Origin of the sequence: Alkalihalobacterium alkalinitrilicum, from assembly GCF_002019605.1 — a bacterium.
Taxonomy (GTDB): Bacteria; Bacillota; Bacilli; order Bacillales; family Bacillaceae_F; genus Alkalihalobacterium; species Alkalihalobacterium alkalinitrilicum.
In genome coordinates this window covers 1,571,958-1,594,134 of the sequence record NZ_KV917368.1, presented here as the reverse complement: position 1 = coordinate 1,594,134, position 22,177 = coordinate 1,571,958, and the positions used below count along the sequence as shown (strand labels likewise).

The following is a 22,177-nucleotide window of genomic DNA, read 5'->3' as shown; positions in this document are numbered from 1 at the left end:
GAGGCAGAGGAATAATGTCAAAGTTAAACTTAGCGAATGTAAAACAAATGATAGCTGGTGCTGAAGAAAAAGCTAAAGAAATCGGGGTTCCAATGGTGATTACAGTTGTTGATGATGGTGGAAACTTAGTGGCAAGTCATCGGATGGATGAGGCTTTATTAGTGAGTTTAGATATTTCTCTTAATAAAGCGTGGACATCAGTCGCATTAAAAATACCAACAGACGAATTATCGAAGTTAGGGGGGCCAGGGGGTGAACTCTACGGTATAAATACGACAAATAACGGTAGAGTAGTCTTGTTTGGAGGAGGGATCCCGATTGTAATAGCTGGTAGAGTTATAGGTGCAGTGGGAGTAAGTGGAGGATCAGTAGCAGATGATATAGAAGTTGCTGAGGCCGCAGTGTCGGTGTTCGGAACATTACAGCCACAATAGTTTATATATTTTTGCTTATATCAATTATTTAAACTTAAAAGATACAAGACAATTAAAAACTAGTTTCAATATATCATCTTCTCGTATGAAAAATGAATAAAAATGGTAGAACCATAAAAAAAATTGGAGGAATTAATGATGATTTATTTACAACCTAATCAAACTGGAGCGAAAGTAAGTTTTAAGGAACAATATAAAAATTTTATCGGGGGTGAGTGGATCGAACCAGTGAACGGAGAATATTTCGATAATATTACGCCTGTTACTGGAAATGTGTTCTGTCGAGTCCCCCGTTCTACTTCTGCAGATATTGACATGGCATTAGATGCAGCCCATAAAGCAAAAGATAGCTGGGGGAAAACTTCGGTTACAGAAAGAGCTGCAATTTTAAATAAGATTGCCGATCGTATGGAAGAAAATCTTGAAACGTTAGCAGTCGCAGAAACGTGGGATAACGGAAAGGCTGTACGTGAAACATTAAATGCTGATATACCATTAGCTATAGATCATTTCCGTTATTTTGCAGGAGTGATTAGAGCTCAAGAAGGTTCTACGAGTCAAATTGATAACGATACAGTCGCTTACCATTTTCACGAGCCACTAGGAGTTGTCGGACAAATTATCCCATGGAATTTCCCATTGTTAATGGCAACTTGGAAGTTAGCACCAGCTCTTGCTGCTGGAAACTGTGTGGTATTAAAACCAGCTGAACAAACACCAGCTTCTATTTTAATTTGGGCAGAATTAGTTCAAGATTTATTACCTCCAGGTGTTGTCAATATTGTTAATGGTTTTGGTGTTGAAGCGGGTAAGCCTTTAGCTTCTAGTCCAAGAATAAACAAAGTTGCTTTTACAGGTGAAACGACTACAGGTCGATTAATCATGCAATATGCTTCTGAAAATATTATCCCTGTTACGCTTGAGTTAGGAGGGAAATCACCAAATATATTCTTTGAAGATGTATTTGCAAAAGATGATGAATTTTTAGACAAAGCGATTGAAGGATTCGTAATGTTTGCATTAAATCAGGGAGAAGTTTGTACATGTCCATCTCGTGCATTAATTCATGAAAATATTTACGACCGCTTTATGGAAAGAGCATTAGAAAGAGTAAAGCAAATAAAGCAAGGTAACCCTCTTGATACTGAAACGATGATGGGAGCACAGGCATCTTCAGAACAGCTTGAGAAAATCCTTTCTTACTTAGAAATCGGCAAACAAGAAGGAGCGAATTGTTTAATAGGTGGGGCAAGACAAGAGTTAAGCGGCGATCTTCAAGGTGGTTACTATGTTAAACCTACTGTATTTAAAGGAAATAACAAGATGAGGGTTTTCCAGGAAGAGATTTTTGGTCCAGTCGTATCTGTAACAACTTTCTCTGACAATAATGAAGCACTTTCCATTGCCAATGACACTCTTTACGGCCTTGGAGCAGGAGTCTGGTCTCGCGATATTAATACAGCTTATCGTTTTGGTAGAGAAATTCAAGCTGGAAGAGTTTGGACAAATTGTTACCATGCTTATCCAGCTCATGCAGCATTTGGAGGATATAAAGCATCTGGTATTGGCAGAGAAAATCATAAGATGATGCTAGAACACTACCAACAAACTAAAAACTTATTAGTAAGTTACAGCCCGAATAAACTAGGATTCTTTTAAAAATAGCCTATAGGTTGATGTAACATTGGCTATATATCGTAAGCGTCAAAAAAATTAAGAAAATAATAAACAGAAACCCTTCCTAATATTCCACCGAACGAAAAAGTAATAGAAGGAAGGGCTTTTCTAAACTTCTAAGTTGTAATATTATTATATAAACAGCGTTAATATTTTAAATTTTTATAATAATCAAATTTTGATTGCTGTATAGAATAATCACCATTATAGAGAGGGATAATCTTGGATAAATATCATTGTTGTGCAACATGCAAATGGTTTAAAGTTATAAAGAAAAATGGATATAAAACTACTTATCAATGTAGTAGACTAGGGTTTGAAACTCATACAAAGTATAAGTTTGATTGTTGGAAGCCTAAAAATACTATTTATAATAGAATAAATTTAGAGAAAAGCAATGTACTTTAGTTTATATCAGCCTTTTTTTGAAAACGTTTTCTAGAAAGCGGAAATGGAGGGACGGCCGTGAACTTATTAATTGTTGATGACGAACCACTTGAAAGGGAAGTATTAAGAGATGTGTTCGATAAAGATAATATTGGTGTCCTGAAGTGCATTGAAGCAATGAATGGAGTTTCTGCAGTAGATACAGTTAAAAATAATAAAATTGATATTGTTTTAATGGATATCAAGATGCCAATTATGGATGGTATTACTGCTGCAAAAATCATAAAACAACATGATCCAAACATAAAAGTAGTATTTTTAACAGCTTACAATGAATTTGATTATGCATTGCAAACCATAAAAATTGGGGCAGAAGATTTTTTATTAAAACCAGTTCGCCCAATTGAGGTAGTAGAAGCTATAAAAAAAGTGATCGATAATATCAATGATACAAAGGATGACACTTTTTTGGCCGACCAATCTAATAGTGTCATAGAGACAATGAATAATTATATTGATATTCATTTAACGGATAAGTTAACTTTAGATCAAATGTCAGGAATTGTTCATCTTCATCCACAATATATTAGTCGTTTATTTAAACAAGTGACTGGTATGACTTTTACCGAGTTTATAACAATGAAAAGATTAGAGAAATCTAAAGAATTATTGATTCGGAGTAATAAGAGTATTACAGAAATAAGTGAACTATGCGGCTTTACAGACCCTAATTACTTTACAAGGGTATTCAGAAAGTTTGAGGGACAGCCGCCAAAGCAATTTAGACAAAATGAAAAACTATTGAAAAAGGAAAAGCTTAATAAACTATATTTTAACAGAATTATGTAATGTTAAAAAAAAGGGAAGAATAGATGCTAGAACTTTTTACATTATTTATGCTTAGTATCGTACTTTCATTTGACAGTTTTTCAATTGGACTTATATATGGGTTAAGACAAATTAAATTTCCACCATATATCATCGGCACTTTAATAGCTATAACAGGTATAACATTACTTATATCAGGTTTTGCTGGGCATCTATTAAAAGAAATGTTTCTTTCAGAACGACAGTCATCTATAGCAGGTGGTCTTTTGATAGTATCATTAGGAATTATTAGACTGTTTTCTATTTTTAAAGAACGGAATAAGGAACATACACTAAAATATAAAATAGAAACGATTTCTTTGAAGGAAGGAATCCTGATCTCGGTATTTATATCACTCGATGCCTTCGTTGCAGGAATAGGAGCCGTGATCTTCGGTTATCCGATACTTTTGATAGTTATATTTATTTCTTCTATGGGCGGTTTACTTATTATTGTAGGGCAACGAATAGGGCTTGTAATTTCAAAGGCTATTTCAATAAGAGGATTAGATTATATACCTCCAGTTTTAATTATTTTGTTAGGATTATTTTATACATTTTAAAAAAGGAGGTTGCCACGATGAATAAGACCTTAGGAGATTTTGTAAATATCCAAAAGTTACAGGAAATACAAGACCAGTTTGCTGAAGCAACTGGTGTAGCTGTTATCATTACTGATGCTAATGGTGTCCCTATAACAAAAGCTAGTAACTTTACTAATTTTTGTACGTATATTCGCACGAGCAAGGAGGGATTGCACCGATGTATCCTTTCAGATGAACGAGTGGGGAAGATGGCTGCTGATAGTAACCGTCCCGTTATCCACCGTTGTCACTCGGGTTTAATTGATTTTGCTGCTCCTATAATTTTACGTAATCAGTATTTAGGATCTGTACTTTGTGGACAAGTATTAATGGAGGAAGAAGAAATAGTCGGGTATTCTGATATGAAAATGGAACTAGAGGAGTTGGAATTAGATCAAGAGACGATGATAAATCACTTCAAAAAGTTAGAATATAAAAGTAAGAGTCGCGTACAAGCGATCGCCCAACTTCTTTTTGTTACGGCGAATTATATTGTGAAAATAGGGGATGCATATCTTACAAAAAAAGAGTTGTCAATTAAAAGCGAAAAGCTGATTAAAGAGTTACAGTTACGAGCAAATTTAGAAAAAATGTTAAAGGAAACACAGCTTAAAGCGCTACAGTCTCAAATAAATCCCCATTTTTTGTTTAATACGCTAAATACAATTTCACGGATCGCTTATCTAGAAAATGCAGACCGAACACAAGATGTTACATATTTACTTGGAAAGATACTTAGATATAGTTTACGTAATATTGACCAACTCGTTTTGTTAAAAGAAGAAATTGAACATGTTCAAAATTACTTGAGTATACAGCATACTCGTTATCGGGATATGATCCAAATAGATATAAATGTTGATAAACAATTAGAGACTATAAATCTACCAATCTTTACATTGCAGCCAATTATAGAAAATTGCATTGTTCATGGATTTGAACCTCTTGGACAACCGATACAAATCTCTCTTCATACTTATTCTGAAGGTCAAAACATCTTTATTGATATTACTGATGATGGTGTAGGAATAGAGGAATGTCAATTTGCTAGTTCTGGTTTACCTATACCAAAGGGTAAAGGACATACAACAGGAATAGGGTTAAACAATGTCGATAAACGGATCAAACATTATTTTGGTGAGGAATGGGGAATTAAAGTATTAAAAAGAAGAAACAATGAATGTGGAACACTAGTGCAAATTATACTACCAAACCCCTTTTTATAAGAAAATAGTGAGTGTATTGATGTTAGTGTGGCGATTATTTCTTTAGTTCTTACACAATTGAATCAATTTCATAAAGCCTATCTCAAAAATTACACAAGGATCCAATTTTTTTTTGATGTTTTTAAAATCTGGTTACACAGCCTGATCTAACTCCTTTTTGGAGAGTGATTTGGCTATACGACCACACGCTAGCTTCGCTCCGTTATAAACCAATTGCGTCAAATCAAAATGTACTTTTGCTCGTTTTCCTGTTCGATAACGAACATTATTTAATTGGAAGAATTCTTTGAGATATGCAATGACCCGTTCGACTGCACTTCGTTGCTTGTAAATCGTTTTCCACGCGTTTGAACCACGGGCGGGTGCTGTGTAGCGACGTAAATATGTCGTAATTTTCATTTTATAAACCTTTTGACATAAGGTATCTTGCGCTAACGGACAGTCTTTACACTCTTTTGGACGTGTGTACTTTAACGTCTCGTAAGTAGAGTCGTAACTATCATAGCGATACGAATGTTCTCGAACACAAGTAGGCGCAAAATACTGATCAAACCCTTTTAACTCGGATTCATTTTTCTTGTTGTAAGCAATGATGGACTGGGCACCCATTCGATAGATTTGTTCGTAAATCGCTGGATAGTCATATCCTGCATCTAGTGTGCTAAAGGAAAGTGGAAGCACAGATAGTCGCTCTTGAACTCCCTTTAATAAAGGGATTGCGGCTTTTCCGTCATTTAAGTTTCCCAGCTATTTTCGGAAGCATTCTCGAATAAGATGCTTCCGATGGAATCGCATCAGAAAGAAGAAAACCACAGTCTAAACGAAACATGTAGTCATGTTTCAATCGTTTAATTAGATCTTTAATCGTCGGAATCCGCTCAAGTTTTCTTGCGACAAGAGAATAAATCATCGCAGCGTAATTTAACTGAACAGGTGCACCATAAAGGGCTTTTTTTGAAACAACAGCTAGAATCGGGTAGATGTCAATGGTTGAAAATACCGCTTCAAAACGGTGGGTAGGTTCTAAATCGTATAAATCTTGCAGGTCAAATAGGCTTCCTTGTCGTATAATAGTCATAAAGGGAGTCTTCCTCCAGTCTGAGAGTTTGTTTGGTCACTTACTCATTCGACTTTTGGGGAGGTACTCCTTTTTTCATGTCCTTGAAAACCTTGTGTGACTTGGGATTGAAATTATGAAATTTACTCAAATACAATTTTTTTAAATATAAAAAGTAAGGGTGTTATATGTAACGGGTTCCGTTTCCTATCGCAGACAAAAAAATGTAAGCTAAAATGCTCATCAAATTGTATAGTAATTTGATGGGCATTTTCTGTTGATATAGATGGATTTATCGTTTTTTAAATACAATTTAAAATACAAATTTATATATAAAAAAATCAGTAAAAAGAGGTTTTACTGATTTTGGGTTTAAGTTTCAAATTGATTTGGTTAATTATGTTAAAGTTTGAATAGAGATTGTGAAGGAAGGTACTTAAGCTAACGACGCAGTTTAGTTGAATAAATAAGTCATCATTTCTTGGTACGCAGTAGCAGTAGCCTTGCATCGATGTAGTTATTTTGAATATATGTATTATTTTTACATTTTGTTTTATGGATAAAATGAAAAACAGAGAACAGGGTATTACATTGACCTTGTTCCCTTTTTTTTCCTTTTTAATAATTACCTAGTTTTCTCTCATTTTTTCTTTTACTTTTCTTGGGTTTATCTTTCACCAAAGCAACGTTTCCAAACGACGGTGTTTTCTTCTCAATTGGAATAGGGACTTTCTGTCTCCCTCTCGATTTTCGCTTCTTTTTTAATCGTAATGCCTTTTTAAACGAACTGACCGTTTTATAAAGGTAGGTTTGTAGTATCCGAAAGAATTCCCATGGCGTCTTTTTAGAATCAGCCTCTAGCTTCACAATGAGTGAAAGTCCATATGCTATAAGAGCTAAAAACATCTGATTCCAGATACCCTGCGGCTTCGTACTCCAAATCTTTGTTAATTTAAGATGCTGCTTAATCCATTTGAAAAATAATTCAATGACCCAACGATATCGATAAATGTCCATTACTTGTTGGGCGGTAAGATCAAATCTGGTGGTTAGGATTCGATAGGTTCTTTCTTTTTCATCCACAAACTCAATATACCTTACTGGTATTTTAGATATACCGTATAATACTTTGGCATCCTGAATGACCGATGGGTGAGATGGTTTATAATCTTCTAATGTATATAAACGAAGAGCCTTAGTGATCCGAACTACGAATGATATTCCTTTCTCTTGCCAATCCATTAAATTGTGCTTTGAAGGATAGCCCCGGTCCATTACGTGAGTGGTATCTAATTCCTCTATTAAGATATCTGAGCTTTCAAAATCACTTACGGTTCCTGTTGAGGGAACGATTTTATCTGGAAATGCGATGTCTGGTGAAACAACTTTTAATCTTGTATGCATTTTGACGGCATTATGACCTTTTGAAATAAATGCCCAGTCACATAATTGTTCTGGCAATCTAATTTCCGTAGAATCAACGATACTTAAAAGTCCAATTCCGTCTGGTAATCCTTGATTCGATTGGGTTAGCTGGTTGAGCTTCTGAACCACTTTAATAAAAAGTTTCTGAACTAATTCTGTTGGAAGGTCATTGATCCGTCGGCTAAGCTGAGAGCCACTGATTTCAGAAACACCAATCTCTTTTTGTAGCTTCGGATATGCAGCTAGTTTTTCTTCCATGTGAGCATATGAACTCCATTGATCTAACTGTGCAGCTACAAAAATTTTTAATAGCGATTTTGTAGAAAGCTTATACTTCCCGTAATCTAGTAAAGGACATTCAAAATCCTCTAACGGAAGAAGGGATAAGCATTGACAAATGAGCATTTCTCGGCCTATACTTTTATTACTCATTGTTAAAACTCCTTTGTAGAAGACTTGTTTGTTTAAGGGAACAAAACAAGGTCTATAACTTCTACAATAGGAGTTTTTTCTTTGCCTGTAAATACTATAATATTACTTTTCTGTAATTTTTTTAAAGTCATGCAAGGCTACTGACGCAGTAGACGGATACTGTGCAGCAAATAAAGTCAGACTATGGAATAACATTTAGTTTTAAATTGGATATTTATGTTAAAATATAAAATGATTATTCCACTAGCTCAGAATAAGTAATCGTCTTTGTTGATGCACACAATGTTACTAAACGGCTAAACCATTCTCCTTTGAATTTTCTTCGGTTAAATCTATAGCAAAATTCATCTAAATAGGATTGGAGATGCTTAGAGTCAAGCCCGTGGAACGTTCCACCAACAAACGCTTTTGCATTCGAAAGAACAGTGTGTAACCAATTTAAATGGTCTGGACTTTCCTTGGCATTATAGACTTGATATTCGTGCTTAAAACCAGCCCCATCAAGTGCTCGGTAAGAATGATAGGCATCACTACTAATCGTTGAACCTGCTTGGATGCTTTTCTTGGCAAATTGAATCAAGGTTTCCCCTTTAATATTAGGGACAACTTCCATTTTCATATAAAGCTGATGTCCCTTTTGGTTTAAGGATAATCCTACTAATACCTTGGTTTTGTCAGTTCCACGACCGCGTTTTCCGCCTTCGGATGGCGCACCAAAGAAGGCATCGTCTAGCTCTACAATACCAGCTAACGTGTATTCTGCATCGCGTTTTCTCATGGCTTGTCGAATTTTATGAAGCATGAGCCATGCGGTTTTATAGGTTACTTCAAGTTCTTCAGAAAGTCTTGTTGCAGATACACCGCGTTTATCATGAGCGATTAAATAGATGGCTAAGAACCACTTAGTTTAGTCAGTTCTTGTTTTTTCCATCACAGTTCCAACAGTTACAGTAGATTGGTAACGGCATTTTTTGCATTCATAAAGTTTGTGCTTACGGGTTTTTGTTTCAAAATAAGCATCGTGACCACATCTCTCGCAAGAATAGCCGTTCGACCACTTCAATAAAAAGAGATGGTCATGACAAGCTTCTTCGGTCGAAAACCGTTTTTGGAAAGAAATTAAACTCATTTGCTGGTATCTGTTCATTTAAAGCACCCTTTCAAGAACAATGTTAGTCATCATTATTGACAAACATCCGTTCCTGATAAACATTATTCTGAGTAAAAGGGATACTCATTAAATATAATTGACTTTGTGAAATATTGTACAACTGCGCGAAACGTTTCCTTATAAGTGCCAAAACACGAAATAGGAGAATTGCTAATAAGCAATTACAACTGATTAATTAAAACTCGGAATGAAAGCCGTCATGTTGAGCTGAAACGAGTTATCTGATCCTCCTACATGCACATTATGGTAGTAGTCAAAATGTGTATGAAGCTAGGTAAAGTCGGCTGAAATGAACCTAAGTTGCTTCTTTAGAATATGGTTTGTGATAGGTCGGGATGCTACAAAATATCTATGGTGAGAATGTCCAAATGGGCTGACGAACTTGTGAATGTACGGGTCTAGAAATTAATACGTTCGAAAGACGTATACTGCGAACGCAGTGTCAAACACCGAAAAGTACGAGTAGTGTATAGGAACTTCGGTATATCTAACAAATGAGGATATAGAGTTGATAGGCTTAAAGTAAGCACCTACGGATATATGTAAAGCTAGGTTAATCGGAACTTTGTAAGTAAGAAACATCCACTATTAAACGACTACTATCGGGATGGGGAAAAGATGGAGATTATATCAAAGTCTTACCTATTGCTATTGTGGGTACGATTTGTCTTGAAAGGCTGAAGCTAAGGTTTCATCAGGCAAACAAGCCTATCATACCCACCTCTCCAAGTAAAGTCCTATGTTTGTTAACGTTAAAAACTATAATTACTTAACTATATATAATGCTTCTACAAAGATACAAATTTAACATTTTTCGTATCTTTACTTACGTTGAATACGGTGGAAAATCATACTACATATAAACCAGCTAATAGTTTGACAACATTTTCAATAAAAATTCTAAATCGGACATGTTATACTAAATATGCGCAAAACAAATACCCTTCCAATTAGATACTCTTGGAAGGTTTTGTGTTATTTAGCTAGATCTTGCGTTTAAGCTATATCTTGGAAAGCACTCTTGCTTTTTAAAAGGCATAGATCCAGTGTAAGAGCTTGTTGACACATGCAATGACCGCGACTTTAAAGGGTTTTCCTTACGCGCGTTTTTTATCATAAAACTCGCGTAATTTTTTGTTACCGGGAATGATTTCATCGCTTGTTTTCTTCTTGCGGCAATCACGAATAGCACAGCGGACCGCCATATATAACGCATGTCGACGCCTGCTTGAACCTCGTTTCGTAATTCGATTTTTGGTAGCTGTAAACTTACCAGACTCGAATACACTAGGATCAACACCAGCGAAAGCTACAAGTTTCTTAGGATTATCAAATCGATCTATCTCACCAATTTCAGAGATAATCGTTGCAGCGATTTTTTCTCCGATACCAGGAATAGATTTGATAATATTATATTTTTCAACTTCTTTGGCAAGGGGTCTATCTCGGACTCCAACTTCGATAGGTGCTCTTTGTATTGAAGAAGAATTTTAATAAATATACTTAGGCTTAAAATATGCTCTGATAAACGGTTTTTTCAAATGGATTACGTTTTGCCGCAGCTTTAAGTTCATTCGTTTTTTCATTAGCCCACCTTATGGAACGACTCTTACAGAGCTCATTTATCTTATCAGTGAGTGTCTCTTCACTTGCGTTTAGAATGTCCTCAGAAGATGGAAACTCTAATAAAGTTAACAGTGATACAACCGAATATAAATCACCAAAAACACCTCTATATTCAGGGAACACTTGGTCAAGAGTGGCTTGAAATTGTAATTTGGTTTGAATAAGTGTTCCTGTAATATTTTCATGTTGTCTTGTGAGATTACGAAGGTTTAAGAGTTGAACTCCGCGCTTTTTATAGGATTCCAACTCTTCTTTGTAATACAATTCGCAAAGATGATAGGCATCGACTGCATCGGTTTTAACCTTTCATAAACTTGAACTTTTAGCCTTATAGAAATGAGTGGGTTTATGATAATTAATAAGTAACCGCGATCCTCTAGATATTGAACGACTGGCGTTTGATAATGACCTGTTGCCTCTAAAACAACTGGAGGTTTCATACCCGATTTCACTTTCACTTCTTCAAGAAAATCAATGAGAGAAGCGAGCCCCTCCAAGGTATGACTAACCTTAAAGCTCTTACTATATGGATTTCCCTTATCAAGAAATGCTTGAACCTGACTTTCCCCTTTTGAAATATCCAGACCAATGACTGGATTCATTAATTCTCCTCCTCATATTAATATTCACCAGTAACCCCTAATCCTCCATGCAGTATCACAGCTTCGCTTGTTATGCGAGATCTAAGTCCCAACCAGCCTCAATCATGTTTCTACAAGTAGGGGGCGTACGGTTTAGTTGACGGGATCTAAAGCCCCACGAGCAGTTACGTTCTACCCTGGCTACTGTTATAATAAGACCATATAAAATAAGGTCAACCAGAAATATTTTCTTATCTGGCTAACCTTATAATACGAAGAAGCAGTTTAGTTGTATAGCGAAAAATACCATGATGCTAGGTACTCTATTCAAAAAGGGATTAATAACGGATGAAAGCTCAAGGTGTTTTAAGAATATCGATGGATTATATTAAATTTGTCGTTGCAATGGAAACTAACTGTATAATATATTAATGAATAATTTAGTTCCTTTTTTAGGTCCTAACGAAAGGAGATCACCATTGAGTACTATAACTAATACTAAGGATATTTTGGAGCGAGTATCCGATGCATTTTATTCGTTAAATAATGAATTAAAATTTGAATATATAAATAATGTTACAGAAAAACTTTTACAAATTAAACGAGAAAATGCTATTGGCCAATATATTTTTGATGTATTACCACACAGTGACTTGAATAAATTTGTATCACGATATAAAAGGGCATTGTCGGAACAAGTACCTGTAGAATTTGAAGAGTTTTTTAATAATAGATGGTATGAAATAAGGGCATTTCCTTCTAAGGAAGGCTTGTCTGTACTTTTTAGAGATATTACAGAACAAAGGAAAGAGATTCAAACCATTAATTTTCTAGCTAATTACGATGTTATAACAGAAATACCGAATCGTTTTTACTTTAATAAATACTTACAACGCAAGTTACAATCACAATCTATTGGTGGTTCATTTGCTGTTTTATTTATAGATATTAATAATTTTAGAAATGTTAATGATACATATGGTCATGGAGTAGGTGATTTGGTATTAAAACAAGTTTCAAGACAAATCGAGAAAAAAATAAATCCGTTTGGTTTCATAGCTCGATACTCTGGAGATGAATTTCTTCTAACGCTGGAAAACCTTGATGATAATGAAATTTCATCTGTGATTGAACGAATAATTGAATCATTTTCAAGTCCATTTCGTATAAATGGGTTTGACATAAAAATTTCAATCTGTGTTGGAGTTAGCCAGTTTCCTAAGGATGGACAAAGTGAAGAATTATTAATAAAACATTCAGAAAATGCAATGTATCAGGCAAAAAAAGAGGGTAGAAATAAATATAAGTTCTACGCCTTTGATGAGAATGAAGGAAGAGTAGACGCTTTAAAATTAGAGAGAGAGCTCCACAAGGCGATAGAAAATAATCAGTTATTACTTCACTATCAACCTAAAATCAATTTAAATACGGGGAAAATTGTGGGTGTTGAGGCATTACTTCGTTGGGACCATCCAGAATGGGGAATGGTATCGCCAGGAACATTTATACCTATTGCTGAAGAGACAGGATTAATTTTACCCATTGGAGAATGGGCTTTGAATGCTGCCTGTAAACAAAATAAAACTTGGCAGCAACAAGGTTTTTCAACAGTTGTTTCCGTTAATTTTTCAGCTATTCAATTTAATCAGACTAATATAATTGATACTCTTGAATCCATTCTTCAAAAAACAGGATTAGAACCACACTTTTTAGAAATTGAGATTACTGAAAGTATGACAGTTGATATTGACCGTACAATTTTAATGTTACAACAGCTTAAAAAGATTGGAGTCCGTGTTAGTATCGATGATTTTGGTACAGGTTTCAGTTCATTAAGCTACTTAAAAAATTTTCCTATTGATACCTTAAAAATCGGCCAGTCTTTTGTTAAAGAACTTCGAAACAATCCAAATGATGAAACCATAGTTAAAACCATTATCTCAATGGCTCATAATTTAAATTTGATTGTAGTGGCAGAAGGAATAGAAACAAAGGAACAACTGGTTTTTCTACAACAACATTTATGTGATGAAGGACAAGGATTTTTTTTAAGTAAGCCCTTAACAGCATCCCAATTACAAGAAAAACGGTTTGATATCGAAAAAATAGTTGAAGAACATGGAATCCCTAAAGATATAAACCAACAATTGTTATTGAAAGAATTATTGGAATCAGCTCAAAGAGAGTTACACGATACGATTCGTTTGCAGCAAGGGATGATCTTTAAGTATAAGAAAATTAATGAACGATTTATCCATACACAATGTGACGGGGAATTATTATACCGTCTTGGAATGATTCCTTCTCAAGTGATAGGAAAAGAATTAGATGATTTTCTACCTTATAGAACTGCCCTCGATAAAACTACCTACTATAAGATGGCATGGGAAGGAGAGGAATTTGTTACTTATGAGGAAGAGCTAAATGGAATTAATTATCTTGCAACTTTACGTCCTATAAAAAAAGCGGGAGAAGTAGTACAAGTCATAGGTTCATGTATAGATATAACGAAACGCAAAAAAGCGGAGAAAGCTTTACAAGAAAGCGAAGCTAAATATCGACTGATTTCTGAAAACATGACGGACATAATAATGTTATTGGATATAAATGGAACGATACAGTATGCAGCACCTTCCCTTGGTAAAGTAATGGGTAACCCATTAAAATCATATATAGGGGAAAGTTCGTTTGATTTAATACATCCTGATGACAAGAAAAGAGTTATGATGGGATTTGAAAAAGTACTAAATACAATGAATCCATTAAGGATGGAAGCTCGTTTTGTGATCGTTGATGGGAAATCGTTATTATTTGAAGGACTAGGTACTCCAGTCCTTGGAGAAAATGGTGATCCAGAACATTTTATAGTAGTGGCGAGAGACATTACTGAAAAAAGGGACATGGAAGAACAGCTCGCAAAATCAGAGAAATTATCAGTTGTGGGTCAACTTGCTGCAGGTGTTGCACATGAAATTAGAAACCCTTTAACTTCAATAAAGGGATTCATTCAACTTTTAGAGGAAGGAATCATGAAGAAAAAATTTTTCGAAGTAATTTCCAAAGAATTTAAACAAGTTGAGGAAATTCTCGAAGAATTTATTAATCTTGCCAAACCAAAAGAAATTCATTTAAAAAAGGTTAATATTAAAACTATACTTAAAGAAGTTGAGACATTATTAAAACCAGAAGCAAATTTGAAAAACGTAGAAATTTTCCAAGAGTATAAACAAAATCTTCCTCAGATTATGTGTGATACAAACCAAATAAAACAAGTTTTCATTAATATAATTAAAAATAGCATTGAAGCAATTCCTGAAAATGGGTTTGTAGAAATCCAAGGCAGTATAGAAGGAAAAAATGTCCTAATAGAAATAATCGATAATGGTATTGGGCTAAGTGAGGAGCGAGTTCAGAAATTAGGTGAGCCGTTCTATAGTAATAAAGAAAAAGGTACTGGTTTAGGTTTAATGATATGTTTTAGAATTGTTCGGGAACATAATGGGTCAATAAAAGTAAAAAGTAAAGAAAATGAAGGTACTACGGTTGAAATTAGGTTACCAATAAAAACTTGTCAATAGGATGAAACCTAATGAATTAAACCATATATAGCTAGTTAGGAAAAGAATATGCAGGAAGGTAATATAACGCCATTAAAAGCAAACGGAAAAACCCCCAATGGATTATTCATTTTTTATGAAATTAATAAATTACATTGTGAAGGATTGTACTTAAACGGGTGCTATGTTAAAGAAGAATAACTTAACAAAACAAAGTGCTGCACAGTACAACCATACTATTCAATAAAAATAGATATTCCACAATTGGTACGGTTGCGGAAGAGTAAAGCCTAATTCCCTCTAGTTTAAGATATGGAGAAGGAATTAGGCTTTTTCATTTAAAATCGTTGACGTTCTTCTATTAGTTTACATGTTGACAACAAGTGGTTTCGTGGGGAATTCTGGTAAAAAATGACAGTGATGGTACATTATTGTGGCTGTAATCATACAAAGATATACACTCAAACTTCGCATACGAATAATAAGTAAAAGCTGTAATGTCATACATTAAGTAGTCTTGATTATTGCAGAGAAAATGAGCCACTTATGCGGAGTTTTGAGCCAGTCATTGCGGCGTAAAGAGCCACCCTTTGCGGAATGCTGCGCCACTATAAATAGAATAAAGAAAAGCCTCCTGTATAATAACCTTGCATGCTAGCAAGCATGACATTATTATACAGGAGGCTTTTTATGGTTAATTACCGTAAGATTCTGGAACTTTATCTTGAAGAAGTTAGTCAAAGAACGATTAGTTCTAGCACTGGGCACTCAAGGGATACAGTTTCAGATGTTGTTCAACGTGCCAAAAAACTTGGTGTAGAAAGCTTGAATGACACCATGACCAATCCATGGCTAGAAGCGTTTCTCTTCCCAGAGAAACAGGCTGTTGAGAAAGGGTACTTCCCAATTGATTGGGAAAGAGTGCATAAGGAACTACAAAAGAAGAATGTAACCCTGTCCCTGTTACATCACGAGTATTCCACAGAGGCACGGGAAGGCGGCAAGATTCCCTATGCCTATCGTACATTTTGTGAAAACTATGGGAAATATGCGAAAAAGTATAAGTTAACTATGCCTATTCGTAGAAAGCCAGGTGAAGTCATGGAAGTAGATTGGGCTGGGACGACACTAAAGATAAATGATCGTTCTACAGGCGAAACGATTCCAGCGTATGTTTTTATTGCGACCTTACCTTATAGCCAGTTCAGTTATGTTGAAGCTTTTTTAGATATGAAATCAGCTAATTGGCTTATCGCTCATATTCATGCATTGGAGTATTTTGATGGAGTTCCTGAAACAATGGTTCCTGATAATTTGAAAACAGGGGTTACGAAAGCACATCGGGAAGAGCCTCTTCTAAATGAAGCCTATCGTGAAATGGCAGATTACTACCGTACTGTCATTGTTCCAAGCCGTGTTCGAAGGCCAAAAGATAAAGCGAGTGTCGAAGGCACTGTTGGATATATTTCCAGACAGATTATCGCTCCACTAAGAAACTATCAGTGTTTTCATCTTCAAGATTTAAACCAGAAAATCTTTGAAAAATTAGAAGAAATCAATACCACTGAATTTCAAAAGCGACCAGGTTCGCGTAAAAAGGTGTTTGAGGAAGAAGAGAAATCCTACCTTCAACAGCTTCCTCAAACAAGGTATAAACTTGCGGAATGGAAAACAGCAAAAGTTCAACTGAACTACCACATCCAAGTTGATCGAATGTATTATTCCGTTCCATATGATTATGTCCGAGAGAATGTCGATGTTCGACTGACTACGGATTTAATTGAAGTTTACTTCAAAGAAGTACGGATTGCATCCCATAAACGACAACATGGTGAAATTGGCCAGTTAGAGACCAATCCAGATCACATGCCTGACAATCACCGATTATATTTAGATCATAATCCAGAAAATAACCGGAAGTGGGCAGAAACAATTGGACCATCTATGACTCAATTTGTCTCTCATATCTTAGAAATGAATGTAGAGAAAAAAGCATTAAATAGCCTTAGCACACTGAGGAATATAGCTAAGAAATACCCAAATGAAGAAATAGAGAAAGCAACAGAAACCTTACTTGAAATTTCAACAAACCCAACGGTTTCTGTCTTTAAAAGTGTAGTAGAAAGAAATAAGAAGAAAAAACAAACTAAAAAAACGGATATTAACAGACCTCGCACTACATCTGACGACTATGGATTTGTCCGTGGAGCTAAATACTTTGGGAGGGATACAAAATAATGAACCAAGAAACTTTACGTAAACTAGTAGAAATGAAAATGGGTGCGATGGCGGAATTATATCAGCAGCAAAAGCAGAATAACGATTATAGGGACATGGATTTTGATGATAGGTTCAATCTCCTGGTAGATTATGAATATGATAGACGTAAATCGAATCGACTTGAACGACTAATTAAACAGGCTACACTCAGCGAACCAACAGCAGCTATTGAAGATATCGAATATCATCCGGATCGTAATTTGGATAAGAATCAAATATTAGAGTTAGCAACTGGGAATTACCTTCAAAATCACCATAACATCATTTTAATGGGCGCCTCTGGGAACGGAAAGACATGGATATCCAATGCCTTTGGGGTACATGCATGTCGCCAATTTTATAAAGTGAAATATATAAGGTTACCAGAATTACTAGATGAATTAGCTGTAGCAAAGTATGAAGCAGATGGCAGCTTCCGTAAGTTAATTCAGAAATACAAAAAGATTGATTTATTAATCCTGGATGAGTGGCTACTAACAGAGCTTTCAGAGGAAAATATACTGCATGTGTTGGAGATTATTGAAGCAAGGCTCAAAAGAGCCTCTACTATTTTCTGTTCCCAATTCTCACCTGAGGGATGGCATTCAAAACTAGGACAGGCACAAATAGCAGATGCGATTCTTGACAGAATCGTTCATGATTCATATAAGATTCTAGTTGATGGTGAAGTTTCGATGAGGGAACGTCATGGATTGAGGGTATCAAAATGATTCCACTAGAAGTTGAAAATCGTACAGCTGGATATTTTCTTCATAGGTATTTACCTGATGAGATACAGAAGGCTCTAGAGGCAACACTATTACCCTCCTGCATTTGGAACGACGAAGAGGATAGGATGAACTAGTTAGCCGGGCTATTGAGATTATTGATAAGGAATTAAGAGATAAGAGATAAGAGATTTAAATAATAATATAAACAGCCATTGGAGCAAGTGAAGTTCCAGTGGTTGTTTATATTATTAACTACTTTGATAAAAGTGGCTCTCGCCCCCACACTTAATGGCTCAGTTGACCGCAAATAGTGGCTCAAATCTCCGCACTAATGGCTCAATCTGTCCGCAATACTCAAGTCTTGGTTGCTTTGTCATATTCCTTCATAATTTTATAAAATGTATTCTTCTTTAGCCCCAATAAATTCATAAACTGAACTCCAGTAATTTTCTTCTCTTTCCATAGTATAAAGTTATTTTGCAGTATCTTAGCTTGGTCATTATTTAAACTGGTTAAAGTAACAGCAGGGCGACCTAATTGTTTTCCTTGAGCTTTTGCAGCAGCAATTCCTTCAGCTTGACGTTGACGTATTTTCTTTCGTTCTTGATCGGCTACGTAAGCTAATAGAGATAAAAATTGGTCCTCCATCAACTTCCCCATGTCGCCCATATCTCTAAACTTACGACTATCAAACAACGTTTCATTTTCGAGAATAATAATGTCAGCTTTTAATGTACGGGTAATGTACTTCCATTCTTTTATTACATCATCATAATTACGCCCCAGCCGATCTAAAGCATCAATATAGATTAAGTCTCCTTGCCGAATGCGTTCTCGTAATGCTTGGTATTGAATACGATCAAAATTTATGCCACTAGCCTTATCCATAAAAATATCACGCTCATCGATACCTTTATTCAACATTTTTTGCTGTTGCCTAGTTTCATTCTGGTCTTTACTAGAAACACGTATGTATCCAAATACCTTTGTTGTGGACATTACTTTTCCTCCTAATCTATTTCCCTTTATTATACAATAAATAGACTTAAAGATGATTTCTATTTTATAAACGTTTATAAAATTTTTCGCTTACCTTTATAAACGTAAATTTATCATCTTTTTTAGCAGTCCCTAAAAGTATACCTTTGTAAACTATAAATTTCTCATATGAATTGCCTAAGTAACCTTGTGGTTGTTATTTCATATTTTTCTGATATCAGGTATAAAGGGGAAGGAGGATATTTGTCGAATATTTACATAGAGGTGAGATAATGGCAGACTTTTTAAGTACATTTATTTTTATTTTGCCAGGCATAATGGCATATTTTTGGTTACAAGTCTTTGGTTTAACCCCCTGAAGCATACAGCACCAGAATTATCGGGTATAGCTGCATTGTTATGGTTACCAGTCAGTTTTACGACGTTGTTGGTTTTAAATATCTGGGATTATTTAAATAAATGGAAATATCTTTCTGTACAACAGTATGGACAGTGGATGCTTTAAGTAGTGCTACTTCTGATATTAGATATTTAGTATTATTTTTGATAGTGAGTTTTATAGTGAGCTTTATTATTTGTTGGTTTTGGAGTATATGGGGACATGATTTATTAAGGAATAGAATAAATTATGTACGTGATCAAAGAAAGATTGCTCATTTATCTTCAAGTACGTCTGTGTGGGAGGAGTTTTTCATTAAGATTAATGATGAGAATGAGAGTAAACAAAAAAAAGAGGGTAAAAAGGCAGTATATATTGTACACAAAATAGATAAACCTAATGAGTTTTTAGTAGGTTCTATGGCTAAAGCTTCAAGACCACTCGAGGTAGATAAAGGATTAGTATTAGAAGGGACTGAAGAATGGAAAGGTTATTTGAAAGAAAACCCATATAAAATAAATAAAGTTTATATCGACACTAAATCAGGAATGGTAGTTAAAGAAATAGATTTAAAATTTTTTGAAGAAGACACCACTCCTGAAGAAAGTGATTAAAGATTTTAACTTTTTTTAGGTGGGGGAGATACTTTTACTCCATCTACAGAACCATTAACATTTCCACCAGGTGTTTTGGAAGAAGGTCTTCCTGAAGGATTAGCCATTGGCTTGCTCGATTGTCCTTTTGACATTTAGGTACTCCTTTCTAATTTATTAACTTGAAGGGTATTATTTTCGAGGTTTTGTAGTTTTGGGAGGCGATACCTTGACTCCGTCGACAGATTCATTAAGTTTACCCCCAGAATTGTTAGATGGTTGCTTAGACATATTAATAACCCCTTTACAATTATTGGATTCAGGCATTCAAAATCATTTTTTCGTAGTAGGTGATGACGGTGGTGATACTTTCACTCCATCGATGGATTTGGTTTCATTGCATGAAACATTTAAACTTTGAAAAATTCTAGGTTCTATCATATTAAAAGACCTCCTTACTGAAAAATATAAACCATTAGATATAATTCGACATAAGGTGGGTTTTTCCTCTAAATAAGTACCTTTAGGTAGTTATTATTCTATTAAATGTAATAAGGTAAATTCCAATTCCATATTTCGTCAGACTAAATATACGGCATTACGGGGAAGACATAAATAAAATTGTACAAAGTATTGAGTATCTTTAATTTGTCCCGTTCTAATAGCTATTACATTTTGTGAAGTACAATACAAAGTGTATAAGGCTGAGAAAGCGTTACCTCTAGATTTTAAAGAGGCAATAACCCTTCAACTTATTGATACTATAATTGGGATCATTGTCTTTTTGTGGGAGGAAAGTTATAAGGATCGTCTGATGCTTCCTCAATAAAAAGTGACTTAGAATATCGCTTTCTTATTGAAGGTAATGCAAATAGAAAAATTTAAAAACAAAATTTCTGTATTTGAATGGGATAGTGAAGATGAAGTAAAAAGTGTCCCAAAAGTAAATGTTTGTCTCTGTTAATAGCACATGAAAAGTGAGCCACATGACAACATAAAACGGATCCAATCAAAAGATTGTGAATTATCATTTTAAACAAAACTTGATTGGTTTTATATGGAGAGGCGGGCATGATACCTTTGTTAGGGTGCGAAATCCCTTCCTATCACACGCTTTCGCAGGGAAGTCATGCCCGTAGAGGATCCATGTCAAGTCTCGCACTATAAATGTTCATAAACCAAAGTTTGCGAAAATATTCGTAATTTACATGGCTCAATAATTGTTGCGAAATGGCTCAATTTTCAATTGCGAAATACATGTCTCAATCTTTATTACATAAAACCTAAATTGACGTAAAGGTTGGAATAAGAACTTCAAGGAGGTTAAAATAAAAATTTTAGAACAACCGGTTGTATATAACCTGATTTATTCATACAAAAATAATATTTGCCTACTAATGTCCATTTAATAAGCTTTTTTGTTACTCGTTAACGCATCAAATAAATGAAAAAAGAACCCATTTCTGATAAGTTAAAAGTGCGAACCAATAACCATCAGAAAGGATTCTTATAATGGCTACTTTACCGCAATTAACACTTGATTTCAATCGTAAAATTAAATTATCTAATGACGGAGGAGAACTCTCGTCTGATACTGGTGAGTTCCTCTGTAGGGAATTTGATGAAAAGATTGGTTTCTCTAAAACATTGGCTGAACATTTAAACCTGAAAGACAATAGACGTTACTATATTCATTCGAATGAAAACTTAATTCGTCAAAAGATTTATCAAATCATTGCTGGTTATACCGACGATGATGCAGCTGATCAATTGACGAAAGACCCTGTATTTACTCAAATTATTGGTACAGATGCGTTAGCTTCTCAGCCGAGCTTATCTCGTTTCTTTAGACGGTTTGATAGCCAATCTATTGAAGAATTGAATCGAGCCAACCAAGAGCTTATTGACAAAGTGCATCAATTTAGAGAGTCAAAGGTACTTATTATTGATTTAGATTCTACGCATTCCGATACCTACGGAGACCAAGAAGCTGCGGCTTTCAATACTCATTATGGTACCGTTGGTTTTCATCCATTAGTTGCCTTTGACGGAGTAACAGGTGATTTCCTTAAAGCAAAGCTACGACCTGGAAACGTGTATACTTCAAATGGTGTCGTCGATTTTATTCAACCACTCATTGATCATTACAACGAAAAGTTCCCAGAGACAACACCTTTTCTTCGTGGTGATAG

At 35.0% G+C, this 22,177-nt stretch carries 14 protein-coding genes and 3 pseudogenes; 11 read left to right on the top strand and 6 right to left on the bottom strand.

Annotated features, from left to right (window positions below; genetic code table 11):
- The first annotated feature begins 14 nt into the window (after window positions 1–14).
- The 5 genes from BK574_RS07480 (at window position 15) to BK574_RS07455 (ending at window position 5,175) form a co-directional block, all read left to right on the top strand.
- Window positions 15–434: a GlcG/HbpS family heme-binding protein gene (locus BK574_RS07480; RefSeq protein WP_078428153.1), complete on the top strand. Its 420-nt coding sequence runs from the start codon at window positions 15–17 to the stop codon at window positions 432–434.
- 138 nt (window positions 435–572) lie between these two features.
- Entirely contained in the window at window positions 573–2,093 is a 1,521-nt protein-coding gene (gene adh / locus BK574_RS07475; RefSeq protein WP_078428152.1) for an aldehyde dehydrogenase, read from the top strand.
- 483 nt (window positions 2,094–2,576) lie between these two features.
- Entirely contained in the window at window positions 2,577–3,347 is a 771-nt protein-coding gene (locus BK574_RS07465) for a response regulator transcription factor (protein ID WP_078428150.1), read from the top strand.
- Window positions 3,348–3,394: 47 nt separating this feature from the next.
- The gene (locus BK574_RS07460) at window positions 3,395–3,928 is read left to right on the top strand and encodes a manganese efflux pump (RefSeq protein WP_158211581.1); all 534 of its coding nucleotides are present in this window, start codon (window positions 3,395–3,397) and stop codon (window positions 3,926–3,928) included.
- A 17-nt stretch (window positions 3,929–3,945) separates the two neighbouring features.
- A complete protein-coding gene (locus tag BK574_RS07455) occupies window positions 3,946–5,175 on the top strand; it encodes a sensor histidine kinase (RefSeq protein ID WP_078428148.1) in 1,230 nt (409 codons plus the stop codon).
- A gap of 132 nt (window positions 5,176–5,307) precedes the next feature.
- Here BK574_RS07455 and BK574_RS07450 read toward each other — a convergent pair.
- From BK574_RS07450 to BK574_RS07430, 4 genes and pseudogenes are all read right to left on the bottom strand, one after another.
- Window positions 5,308–6,253: pseudogene (locus BK574_RS07450) on the bottom strand (transposase).
- 597 nt (window positions 6,254–6,850) lie between these two features.
- The gene (locus BK574_RS07445) at window positions 6,851–8,089 is read right to left on the bottom strand and encodes an IS4 family transposase (protein WP_078428147.1); all 1,239 of its coding nucleotides are present in this window, start codon (window positions 8,087–8,089) and stop codon (window positions 6,851–6,853) included.
- Window positions 8,090–8,324: 235 nt separating this feature from the next.
- Window positions 8,325–9,236: pseudogene (locus BK574_RS26930) on the bottom strand (IS1595 family transposase).
- Between the two features lie 1,020 nt (window positions 9,237–10,256).
- A pseudogene (locus BK574_RS07430) lies at window positions 10,257–11,488 on the bottom strand (IS110 family RNA-guided transposase).
- Window positions 11,489–11,946: 458 nt separating this feature from the next.
- Here BK574_RS07430 and BK574_RS07425 point away from each other — a divergent pair.
- From BK574_RS07425 to istB, 3 genes are all read left to right on the top strand, one after another.
- Complete coding sequence (locus tag BK574_RS07425; RefSeq protein ID WP_158211580.1) at window positions 11,947–15,045, top strand: EAL domain-containing protein; 3,099 nt, start codon at window positions 11,947–11,949, stop codon at window positions 15,043–15,045.
- A gap of 669 nt (window positions 15,046–15,714) precedes the next feature.
- The gene (istA, locus tag BK574_RS07420) at window positions 15,715–17,262 is read left to right on the top strand and encodes an IS21 family transposase (protein ID WP_078428143.1); all 1,548 of its coding nucleotides are present in this window, start codon (window positions 15,715–15,717) and stop codon (window positions 17,260–17,262) included.
- A complete protein-coding gene (gene istB / locus BK574_RS07415) occupies window positions 17,259–18,014 on the top strand; it encodes an IS21-like element helper ATPase IstB (protein ID WP_420796988.1) in 756 nt (251 codons plus the stop codon). The genes istA and istB overlap by 4 nt, the downstream gene beginning before the upstream one ends.
- Window positions 18,015–18,368: 354 nt before the next feature.
- Here the strand turns inward: istB and BK574_RS07405 are convergent, their stop codons facing one another.
- Entirely contained in the window at window positions 18,369–19,013 is a 645-nt protein-coding gene (locus BK574_RS07405) for a recombinase family protein (RefSeq protein ID WP_078428142.1), read from the bottom strand.
- A 459-nt stretch (window positions 19,014–19,472) separates the two neighbouring features.
- On the opposite strand from BK574_RS07405, the gene BK574_RS07400 reads away from it, so the two are divergent.
- Window positions 19,473–20,006, top strand: coding sequence for a LapA family protein (locus BK574_RS07400; RefSeq protein WP_078428141.1), 534 nt, complete (start codon window positions 19,473–19,475; stop codon window positions 20,004–20,006).
- Window positions 20,007–20,011: 5 nt separating this feature from the next.
- On the opposite strand, the gene BK574_RS28780 is transcribed toward BK574_RS07400, so the two are convergent.
- Window positions 20,012–20,140: a hypothetical protein gene (locus tag BK574_RS28780; RefSeq protein ID WP_274379412.1), complete on the bottom strand. Its 129-nt coding sequence runs from the start codon at window positions 20,138–20,140 to the stop codon at window positions 20,012–20,014.
- 74 nt (window positions 20,141–20,214) lie between these two features.
- Here BK574_RS28780 and BK574_RS07395 point away from each other — a divergent pair, with 74 nt between their 5' ends.
- Both BK574_RS07395 and BK574_RS07390 read left to right on the top strand, forming a co-directional pair.
- Window positions 20,215–20,406, top strand: coding sequence for a hypothetical protein (locus BK574_RS07395; RefSeq protein WP_078428140.1), 192 nt, complete (start codon window positions 20,215–20,217; stop codon window positions 20,404–20,406).
- A gap of 1,091 nt (window positions 20,407–21,497) precedes the next feature.
- Window positions 21,498–22,177 (top strand): IS1380 family transposase (locus BK574_RS07390; protein ID WP_142248056.1); only part of this gene is annotated, 680 nt, incomplete at its 3' end.